Below are 14,814 nucleotides of genomic sequence, written 5' to 3' on the forward strand. Positions count from 1 at the left end.
AAGAACCGTCATTTTGGCGGTTCTTTTTTTGTTTCTAAAATTCAAATTTCTTGAATAGAATCATTTTGAACCCTGCACAATTAATGACATTTTTGTGACACTTTAAAAACGACATTACAAACCCAAATAAAATACCAAGTGAAGAACATATCAGTAATCGGATCAGGCACTATGGGCAACGGAATTGCACATGTATTTGCCCAAACAGGATATACAGTCAACCTCATAGACATCTCACAAGATGCACTGGATCGTGCCATTGCAACTATCAGCAAAAACCTGGATCGACTGATTAAAAAAGAAAAAATTACCGAAGCAGATAAGACAGCTACTCTTGGCAACATCACCACATTTACGAAATTGGCCGATGGCGTGAAAGAAGCAGACTTAGTGGTAGAAGCCGCAACTGAAAACATGGCCCTCAAGCTTGATATTTTCAAGCAAATAGACGAGCACACCAAGCCGTCTTGTATTTTAGCATCCAACACCTCCTCCATATCTATTACCAAAATTGGCTCTGCAACCAACAGAAAAGATAAAGTGATCGGCATGCACTTTATGAATCCAGTGCCGGTAATGAAACTGGTTGAAGTAATTCGTGGGTACAGTACGAGTGATGAGACTACAGATACCATCATGGAGCTGTCGAAAAAGCTTTCAAAGGTTCCTGTAGAAGTAAATGATTATCCAGGCTTTGTGGCAAATAGAATATTGATGCCTATGATCAACGAAGCCATCTATACCCTTTATGAAGGAGTAGCTGGTGTAGAAGAAATAGACACCGTAATGAAACTTGGCATGGCGCACCCAATGGGTCCGTTGCAGCTTGCAGATTTTATTGGCTTGGATGTTTGCTTATCCATCATGAGAGTATTGCACGACGGTTTTGGCAATCCAAAATATGCTCCTTGCCCACTATTGGTAAATATGGTAGAAGCTGGCGTACTTGGTGCTAAATCAGGAGAAGGTTTTTACAAATATGAAGCTGGGTCTAAAGAGCTGGTAGTTTCCAAACAATTTCAGAAATAAGTAAATGGCGAAAGCGCGAAAAGGAAAATCTAAAAGCAGCAATAGCAAAGGTACGGGCGTCAATAGTTCAGCCATCTTTGTTATTGTTGCTATTCTGGCTTTAGTGGCACTGTACTGGGTCAAACAAGATCCTGATTGGAATAATGAGCTTGATAAAATTATTTCAAGCACCAAATCCAAGACTGAGCAGTTAACTAAAAAGGAAGATAAGCCTCAGGCAGACGACCGTTCTCAAAAATCAAACTCCAATTCACAAAAAACAGATAGCCAAAACAAAACATCTACAGAGCCAAAAAGAGAGAAATTCGAAGAAAACAAAATCAACGCTCAAAACGGTGCTGTTGAAACTATCGAGACCAACGAAAATCTCCCTGTCTATACAAAGGATGATAATTACTATTATTCCGCAAGTTTTGATTTTACCTGGCCGACATACACCCAAGATGATGCAATTGTTGAGCACGAGCACTACACACTCAGATACAATGAAAAAACAGAACAAGCAGACTGGGTAGCATACACCTTGAAAAAGGTCAATCTTGATAATTCAAAATTCAAACGAACGGATAATTTTAGAGAAGACCCTGATGTAAAAACAAAATCCGCCTCTCTAGCAGATTACAAAGGTTCCGGGTACGACAGAGGTCACCTCGCTCCGGCTGCTGACTTTGCCTGGACTAAAAATGGCATGAGCGAATCCTTCTACATGAGTAATATGAGTCCACAACAACCTGGATTTAATCGTGGAATTTGGAAAAAATTGGAAGAAAGAGTAAGAGACTGGGCAAGGAGCAATCATGAAGTCTATGTAGTTACAGGCCCTATATATCATGGTAAGGGTGAGAAAATAGGCAAAAACAAAGTCGTGGTTCCAGACCAATATTATAAGGTAATCCTTGAGCTGAATGGAAAAGAGGTTAAAGGCATTGGTTTTATTCTGGACAACGAAAAGTCGTCTAAAGACCTTAGCGTCTATGCTATGAGCATCGATGAAGTCGAAAACGCAACCGGACTGGACTTTTTCCCTTCAATACCAGATCCATTAGAAACTGAAATTGAACAGACTTACAATTATTCGCTATGGAAATAGTGAATAAGAATTATTTACAATACTTCTTCTGAGCAGCCTCAGCCTCTTTTACTCCCAGATCTTTAGCTGACTTGAAATCTGCGCAAGCTCCTTTTTTTCGATTGCCCTGCATTTTAATAGCACCGCGATATAAATAAGCTTCGCCCAATTCTCTATCCAAGTTAATGGCATTATTGTAGGCCGTGAGTGCTTCAGAAAATGCTCCGAGCTGATGTTGTGACCTTCCCAGCCAGAAATGTGCCTGCGGTAAATTCACATTTTCCTTCACTGCCATTTGACCATAATATTTCGCTTTTTCGAATTTATGGTCTCGGTAATAGAATTTACTCAAGCTCAACATCGCTGAGGTATTCTTTTTGTCAATTTCTAATACGGCTTCGAAATCATTATAAGCTTTTTGAAACTTACCAAGCTCTTCAAATGACCTTCCGCGGTTATAAAGAGACTTTACATGAGAAGGATGCAACTTCAAATATTCGTCATACGCCTTTATCGCCTCAGCGTATTTTCCATCACTGTAAAGGGTATCTCCCTTGGTTCTTTCTTCGTTTTCACACGCTAAGAGTGCTAATGCCAGCACCCAGATCATCAAATGTCTCATTACTCCAATTTTGCGCAAACTTATAACGAATACTTAAATAATGGATAGATAATTATCAATTTGGAGCGACAATTGAAGCTTTTATAGAAACCACCTGCACAGGGTCAATCGGATCATTTGAATAAATGGTTATGGATTTATTCTGATTGCCCTTCCGGTTTGCAGCATCAAAAGTTCCTTTTAGAGTAATCGATTTGCCAGGCTTGATATTTTCCTTTGGCAACTCGGCTACGAAGCAAGCACAATTCGACTTCACCTTTCTTATATTAAGAACACTAAGGCCATGATTAGTTAAAACAAATTCTGCAACAGTCTTACTACCTTCATTTACTTTCCCCAAATCCTGCAATCTATCAGTAATGGCTAGCTTTGGTGCTTTTTCCATTTCTTCATCTGACATTGGAGCAAAATACTCGGAGACAGTTGCTAACACATTAATTTTTTTCGTTTCGGCACTTTCTTCGTTGGTATAAATCGTAATGCCATGATTATTGTAACCTAGGTTATCTTCATGAATAGGATCGTATTCAATATTCACTTTACCTACTTGTTTTGGAGCGAGTATTTGTGGCTCAAAAGTTAGTTTGATGAAAGCTGGAGCATCATATTTTTCTAGAATGGACAGAGTATCAGGACTATCATTATATATATCAAAAGATTTTACGACTTTCTTCTCAGTTGTTACTTTGCCTATATTCACCGATCGGCTCATAAAGCGAGTATTCCCTATTTTCAAAGTCATTTGTTCTTCTAAAGACTTTACTTTAGGAAGAACCTTTCCCTTGATATAAGCATGGGTAACTGCTGGGTCTCCATTAGTAGTAATGGTTAATGACTTCCTGAAATTCCCAGGTCTATTTCTCGGGTTATACTGAGCTTTCACAAACCCTCTTTCTCCTGGCAATACAGGTTCTTTAGACCAGCCTGGCGTGGTACACCCACATGATGCACGAACGTGACTAATAACTAGTGGGGCTGTCCCTGTGTTTTCGAATTCAAATTCATATATAGCAGGTCCTCCATCTTCTTTGATCTCGCCAAAATCATGGTCGTTTGTTATGAATTCGAGCTTGCCTTTTTCCTGTGCGAAAACCAGAATTGGCAATGAAAAAAATGCAAGGAAAATAGCTAGTTTACTAATTTTTGACATGATTTCTTATGAATTATTCAATGCAAATAAACAATAATGTCTTAACGTAACAAAGGGAAATAATTTTATTAATTTGCGCAAAAATTAACTATGGCAAGAGTATTAACAGGAATTCAGAGTTCGGGAAGGCCACACTTGGGTAATTTGCTTGGCGCAATCATGCCAGCCATCCGACTGACGGAAAATGAAAACCAAGAGTCACTTCTATTTATAGCGGATCTACACTCTTTTACTACTATAAAGGATCCAGAAGTAAGAAAAGAAAATGTTAAATCCATAGCAGCAGCCTGGCTTGCGTGTGGTCTAGATACATCCAAATCCATTTTCTATAGACAATCAAAAATTCCAGAGGTCTGTGAATTGACTTGGTTTCTCAACTGTGTGACTCCCTACCCTATGCTAGCCAATGCTCATTCATTCAAAGATAAAGCTGGACGCTTGGCAGATGTAAATGCAGGCCTATTCGACTACCCTGTGCTCATGGCCGCGGACATTATCATGTACGATGCCGAAATCGTGCCTGTAGGAAAGGATCAAAGGCAACATATCGAAATGACTCGCGACATTGCTAAAGCATTCAATCATCAATTTGGAGAGGTCTTCATAATTCCAGAAGCTAAGATCGACGATGAGGTGATGACTATTCCCGGCACCGATGGCCAAAAAATGAGTAAGTCCTATGGCAATATCATTGATGTTTTTTTACCTGAGAAAAAACTCAAAAAGAATGTCATGTCTATCCTCACCGATAGCACACCCATGGAAGAGCCAAAAAAACCAGATACCTGTAACGTATACAACATTTTCAAAACGATAGCTTCTGAGGACCAAAAGACAGAGATGAGAAAGAATTACGAGGGAGGCAACTACGGTTATGGTCATGCTAAAACAGCATTATTTGAATTGATGCTGGACAAGTTCTCAGAAGAAAGAAAGCAGTTTGATCATTTTATGAATAATGAACAAGCCATCGAACAGCATTTACAAGAAGGAGAAGAAAAAGCAAGAAACATTGCCAGAGAGGTAATGTCAAGAGTAAAAACCACCATTGGATTCTAAAATATCATGGAAGAAAATATCAAAAAATCTATTGACACTTGGCTAAATAGTAACATTGATGAAGCCGATAAAACTGCCCTTAAAGAACTAGTTACTAGTGGCAATGAAACAGAATTGGTTGATTCCTTTTATAAAGATCTAGAATTCGGTACAGGAGGCCTTCGTGGTATTATGGGTCTGGGCTCCAACCGAATGAATAAATACACCGTAGGAAGTGCAACTCAAGGATTAGCCAACTACATCAACCTACAATTTCCAAATGAAGAAGCCTCAGTAGCTATCGCTCATGACAGCAGAAATAATAGCGACTTTTTCGCGCAAATCGTAGCTGACATTCTCTCTGCCAATGGAATTAAAGTTTATCTATTTGATGAACTCAGACCTACTCCGGAACTTTCTTTTGCGATAAGAGAACTAGGCTGTAAAAGTGGAATCGTGGTCACTGCCTCTCACAACCCAAAAGAATACAATGGATATAAAGTATATTGGGAAGATGGCGCGCAAATCATTGCGCCACATGATACTAAAATCATAGAGGAAGTCAGAAAAATTACAAGTTTTGATCAAATCAAATTTGAAGCAAACACTGACCTTATTCAATCAATCGGCAAAGACATAGATGATCGTTATTTGGCAGAAATGTCAAAATTGAGTCTTTCGCCAGACGCCATAAAAAATCAATCAGATCTATCTATTGTCTTCTCACCTATTCACGGCACAGGTATCACGCTAGTGCCAAGTGCCCTTGAGCAATTTGGTTTTACTAATGTGACGATCATTGAAGAGCAGGCTACACCAGACGGCAATTTCCCAACAGTAGTATACCCTAACCCTGAAGAAAAAGAGGCGCTTACTCTGGCACTAGAAAAGGCTAAACAAATAAGTGCTGAATTGGTACTGGCCACAGATCCTGATGCCGACCGTGTGGGCATTGCGATCAGAACTGAAACTGGTGACTTTGAACTATTAAACGGAAATCAAACAGGTGCTTTGCTCATCTATTACTTGTGTTTAAAATGGAAAGAGAACGGTAAATTAGATGGCAACCAATATGTGGTAAAAACTGTAGTAACCACTGAGCTCATTAAAGACATTGCTACTCACTTTGGAATAGAATGTTTCGACACTTTAACTGGATTCAAACACATTGCTGGTCTTATCAAAGAATTAGAAGGTAAGAAGACCTTCATTGGCGGTGGCGAAGAAAGTTATGGTTATCTAATTGGTGATTTTGTTCGAGACAAAGATGCAATTGCCTCTTGCGCTATGATCGCAGAAATGGCTGCCTGGGCTAAAGACAACGGAAAGTCCTTAGGTGATTTATTGGAAGAAGTTTACTCTCAGTTTGGTATGTATCAAGAAGATCTGGTCTCTTTAACAAAAAAAGGGAAATCTGGAGCTGAAGAAATTGAGCGTATGATGCATCAATTCAGAAATAACACACCTACTTCTTTAGCCGGATCAGAAATTGAATGGCTGATCGATTATCAAAACTCAACAGCTAAAAATTTACTTACCGGTCAGGTAGACAGTATAAACTTTCCATCGTCCAATGTGCTGCAATTTATAACCCAAGATGGGTCTAAAATTTCGATGCGACCGTCAGGTACAGAACCAAAAATAAAGTTCTATATGAGCGTTAGATCAGATTCTGACTCTGACCAAAGTTTTGAAGACGAAAAAAGAGGGCTTCAAGACAAAATTTCAAAAATTAAAGCGGAACTTGATTTATAGTAATCAACCAGCTCATTTTCTGATATTTATGATAAAAACTCATTTTACTGCCAGCTATTATTCATGAAAAAAAATGTTTTGAATATATTGCAGACAAATAGTGAGTTTTAGGCTTGAAATACGGTTATAAATAAGAATGTCAATTGTACTTGGTTTATTCATCGAAAAATTGATTAAAATATTCTGAATATATTTATATTTCATTTCTAATTATTTTACCACCTGAACATAAATTAATTCAAATATGGTAGTGCCCTTTTTGCTCATCATTGTCGGTTTCGTTATGCTTATCAAGGGAGCCGATTTTTTAGTGAATGGAGCTTCCTCTCTTGCCAAAAGATATAATGTTTCGGATATTGCCATCGGTCTTACAGTGGTGGCCATGGGTACTTCTGCACCGGAGTTAGTAGTAAATATCATATCAGGAGCTTCAGGTGAAAATGACGACATCGTTTTTGGCAATATCATCGGGTCCAACATATTTAACATGTTCTTGATACTCGGTATAGCCGCTGTCATTTACCCGTTAACTGTTCAGAAAAATGCACTTTGGAAAGAAGTCCCTTATTCATTATTAGCAACCGTAGTATTATTTGTATTGGTTAATGACCAACTCATTTTTGGCGCGGAAGACAACGCCTTGAGCTTTGTTGATGGGATGATTCTACTGGGCATGTTTGTTGCTTTTCTCGCCTATGTTTTTCAAAACATGCGACGTACTGGCGACCTTGGTGGGGATATGGATGAGATCGAAATGTACGGAAGTCTCAAAACCACACTCATGATCGTATTCGGTATTGCGGGATTAGCCATTGGTGGTCAAGTGATTGTTGACAACGCTATCATCATAGCCGAGTATTTCCAGATTAGCCAGAAAGTAATTGGCTTAACCATCTTAGCGGCTGGTACCTCTCTACCAGAATTGGCAACTACTGCCGTTGCTGCTTTTCATAAGAAGTCAGATTTGGCTGTAGGAAACATAGTTGGTTCGAACATATTCAATTTATTGTTGGTATTGGGAGCTACAGCTACTCTAAATGCTCCAATAGCCTTTGACATTGATCTAAACCTCGATCTATACATCGTAATGATCGGAACGTTTATGCTGTTCATATTCATGTTTACTCTCCAAAAGTATAAATTGGATCGAGCAGAAGGCGCTCTTTACCTGGTCGGCTTTGTAGCCTACTGTGTATTCTTGTACATGAATCGTCTTTAATAAGACAACTCTTCTTTTTTTCTTCTTACAGTTAACAGATCTTAACACCTTTTAACGATCCATTAACGGCCCGATGTTTGTTTAAAGCATACTTTGCATACGCATTACTGCAAAAGCAACCTTTACATACTAACACGCATTGAATAACAAAGGGTACATCTCAAATCAGGATCAAATTTTGGACGATAGTCAATTGACAGACTTGTGTAAAGCCAACGATGAATTGGCTCAAAAGGCGTTGTATGACAAATACGCTAATAAAATGATGCGTACTTGCCTGAGATATTTGAATGATGAGATGGAAGCTGAAGACGCGATGATAGACGGATTTATGAAAGTTTTTTCTAAAATTGACACGTTTGAATATCGCGGAAAAGGAAGTCTTGAAGGCTGGGTAAAAAGAATCATGGTTAATGAGTCGCTGATGCTACTCAGAAAACGAAAAATGGACCAAGTCGAAATCGAAAAAGTCCATGACCTTTCTTCAGGCAACGTAACTGTTGAGTCTCAATTAATGGAAGAGACCATAGTGAATATCATTCAGCGACTGCCCAACGGATACCGAACTGTATTCAACATGTATGTGATAGAAGGCTACTCTCATAAGGAAATTGGTGAAAAACTCAATATTAGTGAGAATACATCAAAATCTCAATTGAGCAAAGCTAGAGCTTCTCTATCCAAATCTCTAACACAAATAGGTGCGCTATGAAAGTCAATGGAAATCACAAAAACGGCCAATCATTAGATTCCCAAGAATCTAAGACTGATCAGATCAGCAAAAAATCTGTAGTCGTGTTAGAGGAGATCCCTGTAAAACACTTCAACCCGGCAAAGACTTGGGAGAAACTATCGGAAAGACTTGGGAGAATGGATAAAGGGTTGGTGACTTGGGGCCTAGCTATGGCTGCTTCTTTCTCCCTATTGGTAGCCGCCAACATTGAGGTATTTGATTTGAATCCACTTGATTTCAATATTGAAGACCAGGTTATTTTAAACACACCTGAATCAAAGCAACACACGATCAGAATCCTTCCAAAACCTCCAGTTCACATTACAGAATTAAAGCTTGCAAAGCCTACTCAACAAACTACAGAATTGAGGAAACCAGTGATTGCTCCTATAGTCAATAAGCAGCAATCAAAGACGGTATTAATCATTGATAAGAACCAACACGAGTCTGTGGAAGTTTCTCGTTTGTCTAATCCGTTTGTTTCAGTATTTGGAAAGGTTAATTTTCAAACAGAAGGAGTAGTCCCTGAAATTGGTATTGACTTTAAAATAGCAGAAAATTATTCATCTAAACGTAGACAAATCTATAAAGTCGGCATGTCTTCTCAGCTCAACTTTAAAACCGACGAATCAGGAGACAGAAGCGTTCATCCGCATACATTTGTAAACTTAGAGTTTACCTCTCTTAATAAAAAGACAAACAAAGGCTGGACTTCTAGAGCTGGTTATTTATTGAATCCTGATGGGCAATTGTATCAGGATACGACTATCAAAGTGTCTCTATTTAGAAACATCAGCAAACATGTTAAACTAGGCCCTGAGGTGATCTTCACGAACAACATGAAGCAAGCTTATCCTAGTATCTCCTTAATATTAGGCTAATCAGGCAAATTGAAACTTCATATACTTGATACTCTCTCCTTTATTATAGAATAGTTCTTCGTATTTGGTCTTTACTCCAAAATGCTCATCCATGTATTCTGAATGGTACAGATCATGAGTGTGAAGCAGATTCTTAACTTTCACTTGACCCTCTTTGAATAATTCTAGCGTATAGTCAAACAAAAAAGTATTGTCCGTTTTGAACTTAACCCATCCCTCATCCTTCAATAATTTTTTATAAACCTCAAGATGCCTAGGTGCCGTTAGGCGCTTTTTTTCATCCTTGTCTTTTGGTCTAGGGTCTGGAAAGGTTACCCAAATCTCATCAATCTCATTTTCCCCAAAGTGCTTATCCAGCAACTCGATTTGAGTTCTTAAAAAAGCTACATTTTCAAGATTATTCTTAATAGCATAAGAGCTTCCTACCCAAATTCTTGAGCCCTTGATATCAACTCCTACAAAGTTGCATTCAGGTTGTTTCTCTCCAAGGCCTACTGTGTACTCACCTCTTCCACAACCTAACTCAACTACCAAATTTTGATCATTCTTAAAATGTTCTTCTTTCCATTTACCTATTAAATGTCCAAAATTTGGTTTGCCATCTTGCACTACATTGTACCGCTCGGCATTATCTTGAAATCGCTCTAGCTTTTTTCTTCCCACTTATAAATCCTTTATTTCAGCAACCACAAAGGTGCTTCCTCCAATAAAAATTAAATCATTTGCCCCGGCCCGTTCGAGTGCCGCTGAATAGGCTTGATCCACCGAATCATAGCTCATTCCAGACAGTCCATATCCTTCACCTGCTTCTAACAGACGATCTACAGGCATCGCCCTTGGAACTTTAGCTGCGCAAAAGTAATACTCACAATCCTTAATTAGTAATGGAAATATCTTTTCAACTGTTTTATCGGACACTACACCCCATACGATGTGTAGTTTATCATAATCAATGTTTGCTATTTCATTCATCAGCCACACCACCGCCTCTTCATTGTGTCCGACATCACATATTACCATTGGACTTGATCGTAAGGTTTGCCATCTGCCTTTCAGACCAGTTTGTGCTACTACATGCTTTATTCCATTAGCAAATGCTTGATCACTTACCGAAACACCTTGCTCGCGCAACTGTTCTATTGCTCTCTTTACGGTGCCTATGTTGAGCCTAAGCACTTCAGGAGAAAGATCAGAATCATAAAGCAAATCTTGCGTTGCTTTTGTAGGTTCCGAAAGTAGCGCATGTTTTCCACTGGCTGTAGCTTTTATTTCCTCTAAAGCTTCAAAAGGCAACGCGCCTACAACCGCTGGAATCCCTTCTTTTATTATACCTGCTTTCTCTCGTGCGATCTCTTTTAGTGTATTGCCTAGCATATCTTGATGATCCAGGCTGATGGAAGTAATTACTGAAAGCTCCGGAGTAACTATGTTTGTCGAGTCTAATCGTCCTCCCAATCCAGTTTCAACAACCGCAAAATCCACTTGCTCCTGAGCAAAATACTCAAAAGCCATCACCACGGTAATTTCAAAAAATGAAGGTGATATTTCTTCTATTGACTGCTTATTGCCATTTACAAAGTCTGTAATAAAGGATTCCTTTACTTCCTCGCCATTCACCCGAATTCTTTCACGAAATGAGCGCAAATGAGGAGAAGTATAGAGTCCAACCTTGAAGCCAACGGACTGAAGAACCGAGGCAATCATATGAGAAGTCGAGCCCTTACCATTAGTGCCAGCCACATGAATACTCTTGAATTTTTTATGTGGGTTATCGAGTCGTTCGGACAGTCGCAAAGTATTAGTCAGGTCCTTCTTAAAAGCTGCTTTACCCACACGCTGATACATGGGCAGTTGAGTATATAAGAAGTCGAGGACTTCTTGATAATTCATCATCTTAATTCGATTGGATAATAAAGGTAATTTTTCCTTTGGAGGTAGTCGCGGCTGACCTATTATCGGAAGTTTTGCTGAAAGTCAATTCCATTACTGCATCCCTATATACTTTTTCAACAACTGGAGAAACTGTTTTTTCCAGAGTTTTAATTCCAATAATCTCCCCCTCTTCATCTATAATGATTTCAAAAACAATTATCCCATTTTCTGAAGAGTTATCATTTGGTTTTGGTGTGAAATCCCAGTCCCAACCTGCTAAATCTAAACTTGAACCCTTATTACCTGTACCAGAACCATTATCTGTTTTCTTAAAAATAGCTCGATCATCAATTATCGGATCTTCTATTTTTTTCTTCTCTTCTTCTTTTACTTCTGTTGTTTCTGTCGACTCCACAGTCTGAGCATCACTCCCAGTATCAGCTTCTTTCACCTCTGCTGTTTTTACCTCTTCTGTAGCCTTAGTTTCTTCTACCACATCTGGACTGTTGACATCCTCAGTCACAGACTCTACGACTTCAGCTTCAGCCTCTACTATTTCAGCCTCCTCTCCTTCCGATTGTTCTGCAGCAGTCTGTTGGGATTGATCTTTAGCTTCTGCATTTTCTGTACTTTCTTCAGACACTTCTTCCACTTCATCCAATACCTCCTCTTGGACCGACTCTTCACTCTGATTTTCGCTCACAATACTGTTTCCGAGATTGAATTCAATTCCATATTCCGGAATGGGAGGATCTGGTTCCGTCCAAGCCAACATGACAAAAAAGATCATCAATAGCACAGCGTGTATCCCTATAGACACATAAAAACTGATTGTACTATTTCTTTTTTCTCGCTTGTCCAAAATCAATCTGGTTTAGTGGCCAAAGATATTTTTGCTTCGAGTTTAGTGGCAATGCTAGCCACATTCACTAAGTGTTCAACTGGCACTGACTTATCACAATGTAAAACCACCACACCTTCTTTATCCTTCAATTCCGTTTGCAAGGTGTGTTCCAATCGACTGAGTGACACCTCTGTATCATTCACAAAATACTTCAGATCAGGTGTAATCGTTACGCTGATCTTTTGCATCACAATATTGGAACTTTTGCTCGTAGGTAGATTCACTGGCAACCCTGAAGGCGTGATAAATGATGATGTCAGCATGAAAAATATCAATAACAGAAAGATTACATCTGTCATAGAGGACATAGAAAATGATGTCTCAATTTTATGTTTTGATCCTAAATTCATTATTTCTGAGGCTCTTGTAAAAGATCTATAAAATCGATAGAGGTATATTCCATGCCATGAATCAGCTTACCTACTCTAGTAACTAAATAATTGTAAGCCAAGTATGTTAAAATCCCAACAAATAAACCCGCAGCAGTTGTCACCATCGCCTCATAAATACCGCTAGAAAGCAACTTGGGACTGACAGCTCCTTCCTCTTGGGCAATAGATATGAATGCTTGTATCATACCAGTAACAGTGCCTAAGAAACCAATCATGGGTGCTGCACCAGAAATGGTGGCCAAAAGGCTCAAGTTCTTTTCGAGTTTATAAATTTCGATTTTACCCACATTCTCAATAGATGCTTCTATACTCTTCAATGGGCTTCCTATCCTAGCTATCCCTTTTTCTATCATTCTTGCAATTGGTGTAGCTGTAGATCGGCACAATTCAAGGGCTTCAGCTATTTTTCCTTCCAAAACCATTTGCTTAATGTTCGGCATAAATGCTTCTGGGGTTTTGGCGGCATCCTTAATTGTCAACAATCGTTCGACAAAAACATAGATTCCGACCAAAGACAATAGCAAGATTGGCACCATCATATAGCCACCCTTCAACAACAGATCTAACACTGACACCTGTTCAATAACTTCTTCTACTGGCATCTCTTGCGGTAGAGAGGCCAAAATCATATTTAGTATTTGCATAATTCCCTTTAAACAAAAAAAAGGCCAAAATGACCTTTTTATATTTTTAACACGACTCTACTACAATATCGTTTTTCTGATTAGTACTGTAAAGCCCAAACTTCGTCGCCATACTGACCTTTGAAGCCACCTAACTGGCTAGCCGCATCTCCATAACTAGAGAAGTCAGCGATTGAAACTCTATACCTCTTGGACTTACCATATGGATGAATGATTTTGACACCATTCCCTTCACTACTTAATTTAGAAGCGTAGTCCAATGCCAAGTCTTCATCGATAAAACTGCCTATAATCACATAAGACCTAGAACTACGTTCTGTCACTCTTATGATCTCACCTGGCTGAGCAGAAGCTGCTTGAGGCTTTGGTTTAGAAACCACTGGCTTTTCAGCAGCTGCTTTTGGTTTAGATTCAGCTGCGGTTTCAGTTGATGCCGTAGCTTCTTCTTTCGGTGCTGGTTTTTTAGCCGCCGGTTTCTTTACTCTCTTTTTCGGTACTTCTTTCTTAGCAACTTCCTTTGGACCATCGTCCAATGAGAAATAATAGAAAGCTCCCCCAATAACTGAAATAATCAATACCCCGATAATTATCACTTTGGCAAATCCTCCAGATGATTCTTCATATGAGTAAGGCTTGTAATTTGGAGGAAGTGATGGTGTATCAGCTTCTTCAAACTCAGGCTTTTCATCCTCGAAAGACATACTGTCCGTAGCAAAAATAGAGCCCTCTTCTTCTGCAGAATCTGCAGCAAAAAGTGACGAGCCAGCACTTTCCGTCCCAAAATCATCATAAGAAGATTCTTCAGTATCTGAAGATTCCGAACTTTCAGATGATTCCTCTTCATCTAAGATGCCCAATGCAGCCAACTGATCAGGGCTATCAATATTGGCCAATAAATCATCTGAGTCTTCAGAATCATCCGCAACCAAGTCTAAGCCCATATCTTCGATAGACGAAGCCTCTTCCTTAGGAGCATCAGCACTGTCATCTCCACCCATGAGATCATCATAATTAATATCAGCGCTAAAATCTGGCGACAACGGGTCTTCTTCATCATCACCCAAACGGTCAGAAATCAACTGTGCACTATCAAGAACATCTTCGACTTCCTCAATCCCCTCATCCAACACAGATCCTTCAGGTGGATCCAAATCTCCTGGTTGAAGACCGGGAGAATCATCTGATGATTCTGGAACGTCAATATCATCAAGGACACTCATATCAATCCCCTCAGGCTCCGGAAGTGTTGTTTCTTCACTTTCGGTTTCCTCTTCAGCTGAATCATCCAAGTTGAAATCTAATTCTTGAAGTTCATCAAACTCCAAATCTGGTAAACCAAAATCCTCGTCTGACTGATTTGATTTGTTTTCTTCTTCCGAACCTTCGTTGAGTTTATCGTCGGCCATATCTAAGCAATTACCTTATTATTAATATAAACTTATTAAATCACACCTTAAATGTATAGAATTATTTTGAAATAACAACTTTATGGTGTCCTTTGTATTT

The 14,814-nt window shown here is 39.1% G+C and carries 15 protein-coding genes; 7 read left to right on the forward strand and 8 right to left on the reverse strand.

Annotated elements, in window-relative coordinates; genetic code table 11:
* The first annotated feature begins 138 nt into the window (after nucleotides 1-138).
* Both R8N23_RS14615 and R8N23_RS14620 read left to right on the forward strand, forming a co-directional pair.
* Nucleotides 139-1,029, forward strand: coding sequence for a 3-hydroxybutyryl-CoA dehydrogenase (locus tag R8N23_RS14615; protein WP_318172352.1), 891 nt, complete (start codon nucleotides 139-141; stop codon nucleotides 1,027-1,029).
* A gap of 4 nt (nucleotides 1,030-1,033) precedes the next feature.
* On the forward strand, nucleotides 1,034-2,119 hold the full coding sequence (locus tag R8N23_RS14620; protein ID WP_318172353.1) for a DNA/RNA non-specific endonuclease: 1,086 nt from the start codon (nucleotides 1,034-1,036) through the stop codon (nucleotides 2,117-2,119).
* A 10-nt stretch (nucleotides 2,120-2,129) separates the two neighbouring features.
* Here the strand turns inward: R8N23_RS14620 and R8N23_RS14625 are convergent, their stop codons facing one another.
* Nucleotides 2,130-2,720 (reverse strand): tetratricopeptide repeat protein, encoded by a 591-nt coding sequence (locus R8N23_RS14625; protein ID WP_318172354.1) that lies wholly within the window; start codon nucleotides 2,718-2,720, stop codon nucleotides 2,130-2,132.
* 55 nt (nucleotides 2,721-2,775) lie between these two features.
* Nucleotides 2,776-3,870, reverse strand: coding sequence for a DUF1573 domain-containing protein (locus tag R8N23_RS14630; RefSeq protein ID WP_318172355.1), 1,095 nt, complete (start codon nucleotides 3,868-3,870; stop codon nucleotides 2,776-2,778).
* Nucleotides 3,871-3,960: 90 nt separating this feature from the next.
* Between R8N23_RS14630 and trpS the strand changes: the two genes are divergently transcribed.
* From trpS to R8N23_RS14655, 5 genes are all read left to right on the forward strand, one after another.
* Complete coding sequence (gene trpS, locus R8N23_RS14635; protein WP_318172356.1) at nucleotides 3,961-4,929, forward strand: tryptophan--tRNA ligase; 969 nt, start codon at nucleotides 3,961-3,963, stop codon at nucleotides 4,927-4,929.
* 6 nt (nucleotides 4,930-4,935) lie between these two features.
* Entirely contained in the window at nucleotides 4,936-6,663 is a 1,728-nt protein-coding gene (locus R8N23_RS14640; protein WP_318172357.1) for a phospho-sugar mutase, read from the forward strand.
* A 244-nt stretch (nucleotides 6,664-6,907) separates the two neighbouring features.
* A complete protein-coding gene (locus R8N23_RS14645; protein WP_318172358.1) occupies nucleotides 6,908-7,882 on the forward strand; it encodes a calcium/sodium antiporter in 975 nt (324 codons plus the stop codon).
* Nucleotides 7,883-8,021: 139 nt separating this feature from the next.
* Nucleotides 8,022-8,594: a sigma-70 family RNA polymerase sigma factor gene (locus R8N23_RS14650; RefSeq protein ID WP_318172359.1), complete on the forward strand. Its 573-nt coding sequence runs from the start codon at nucleotides 8,022-8,024 to the stop codon at nucleotides 8,592-8,594.
* Nucleotides 8,591-9,496, forward strand: coding sequence for a hypothetical protein (locus R8N23_RS14655; RefSeq protein ID WP_318172360.1), 906 nt, complete (start codon nucleotides 8,591-8,593; stop codon nucleotides 9,494-9,496). Before R8N23_RS14650 ends, R8N23_RS14655 begins: the two co-directional genes overlap by 4 nt.
* Here R8N23_RS14655 and trmB read toward each other — a convergent pair whose 3' ends face one another.
* The 6 genes from trmB to R8N23_RS14685 all read right to left on the reverse strand — a co-directional run bounded on the left by trmB (nucleotide 9,497) and on the right by R8N23_RS14685 (nucleotide 14,714).
* Nucleotides 9,497-10,159, reverse strand: coding sequence for a tRNA (guanosine(46)-N7)-methyltransferase TrmB (gene trmB, locus R8N23_RS14660; RefSeq protein ID WP_318172361.1), 663 nt, complete (start codon nucleotides 10,157-10,159; stop codon nucleotides 9,497-9,499). It abuts the gene before it with no gap.
* A complete protein-coding gene (locus R8N23_RS14665; protein ID WP_318172362.1) occupies nucleotides 10,160-11,389 on the reverse strand; it encodes a folylpolyglutamate synthase/dihydrofolate synthase family protein in 1,230 nt (409 codons plus the stop codon). It abuts the gene before it with no gap.
* 1 nt (nucleotide 11,390) lies between these two features.
* Nucleotides 11,391-12,230 carry a hypothetical protein gene (locus tag R8N23_RS14670; RefSeq protein ID WP_318172363.1) on the reverse strand — a complete coding sequence of 280 codons (840 nt, stop codon included), beginning with the start codon at nucleotides 12,228-12,230 and terminating at the stop codon, nucleotides 11,391-11,393.
* A gap of 2 nt (nucleotides 12,231-12,232) precedes the next feature.
* Entirely contained in the window at nucleotides 12,233-12,622 is a 390-nt protein-coding gene (locus R8N23_RS14675) for a biopolymer transporter ExbD (protein WP_318172364.1), read from the reverse strand.
* On the reverse strand, nucleotides 12,622-13,293 hold the full coding sequence (locus tag R8N23_RS14680) for a MotA/TolQ/ExbB proton channel family protein (protein ID WP_318173579.1): 672 nt from the start codon (nucleotides 13,291-13,293) through the stop codon (nucleotides 12,622-12,624). The genes R8N23_RS14675 and R8N23_RS14680 overlap by 1 nt, the downstream gene beginning before the upstream one ends.
* Before the next feature lie 95 nt (nucleotides 13,294-13,388).
* Nucleotides 13,389-14,714 (reverse strand): SPOR domain-containing protein, encoded by a 1,326-nt coding sequence (locus R8N23_RS14685; protein WP_318172365.1) that lies wholly within the window; start codon nucleotides 14,712-14,714, stop codon nucleotides 13,389-13,391.
* Between the last annotated feature and the right edge of the window lie 100 nt (nucleotides 14,715-14,814).

Source organism: Reichenbachiella sp., assembly GCF_033344935.1.
In the GTDB taxonomy this organism is placed as follows: Bacteria; Bacteroidota; Bacteroidia; order Cytophagales; family Cyclobacteriaceae; genus Reichenbachiella.

Coding starts and splice junctions, on each gene's coding strand:
- R8N23_RS14620 (WP_318172353.1), top strand. CDS start 1,034: ATGGCGAAAGCGCGAAAAGGAAAATCTAAAAGCAGCAATAGCAAAGGT.
- R8N23_RS14625 (WP_318172354.1), bottom strand. CDS start 2,720: ATGAGACATTTGATGATCTGGGTGCTGGCATTAGCACTCTTAGCGTGT.
- R8N23_RS14630 (WP_318172355.1), bottom strand. CDS start 3,870: ATGTCAAAAATTAGTAAACTAGCTATTTTCCTTGCATTTTTTTCATTG.
- trpS (WP_318172356.1), top strand. CDS start 3,961: ATGGCAAGAGTATTAACAGGAATTCAGAGTTCGGGAAGGCCACACTTG.
- R8N23_RS14640 (WP_318172357.1), top strand. CDS start 4,936: ATGGAAGAAAATATCAAAAAATCTATTGACACTTGGCTAAATAGTAAC.
- R8N23_RS14645 (WP_318172358.1), top strand. CDS start 6,908: ATGGTAGTGCCCTTTTTGCTCATCATTGTCGGTTTCGTTATGCTTATC.
- R8N23_RS14655 (WP_318172360.1), top strand. CDS start 8,591: ATGAAAGTCAATGGAAATCACAAAAACGGCCAATCATTAGATTCCCAA.
- R8N23_RS14665 (WP_318172362.1), bottom strand. CDS start 11,389: ATGATGAATTATCAAGAAGTCCTCGACTTCTTATATACTCAACTGCCC.
- R8N23_RS14675 (WP_318172364.1), bottom strand. CDS start 12,622: ATGAATTTAGGATCAAAACATAAAATTGAGACATCATTTTCTATGTCC.
- R8N23_RS14680 (WP_318173579.1), bottom strand. CDS start 13,293: ATGATTTTGGCCTCTCTACCGCAAGAGATGCCAGTAGAAGAAGTTATT.
- R8N23_RS14685 (WP_318172365.1), bottom strand. CDS start 14,714: ATGGCCGACGATAAACTCAACGAAGGTTCGGAAGAAGAAAACAAATCA.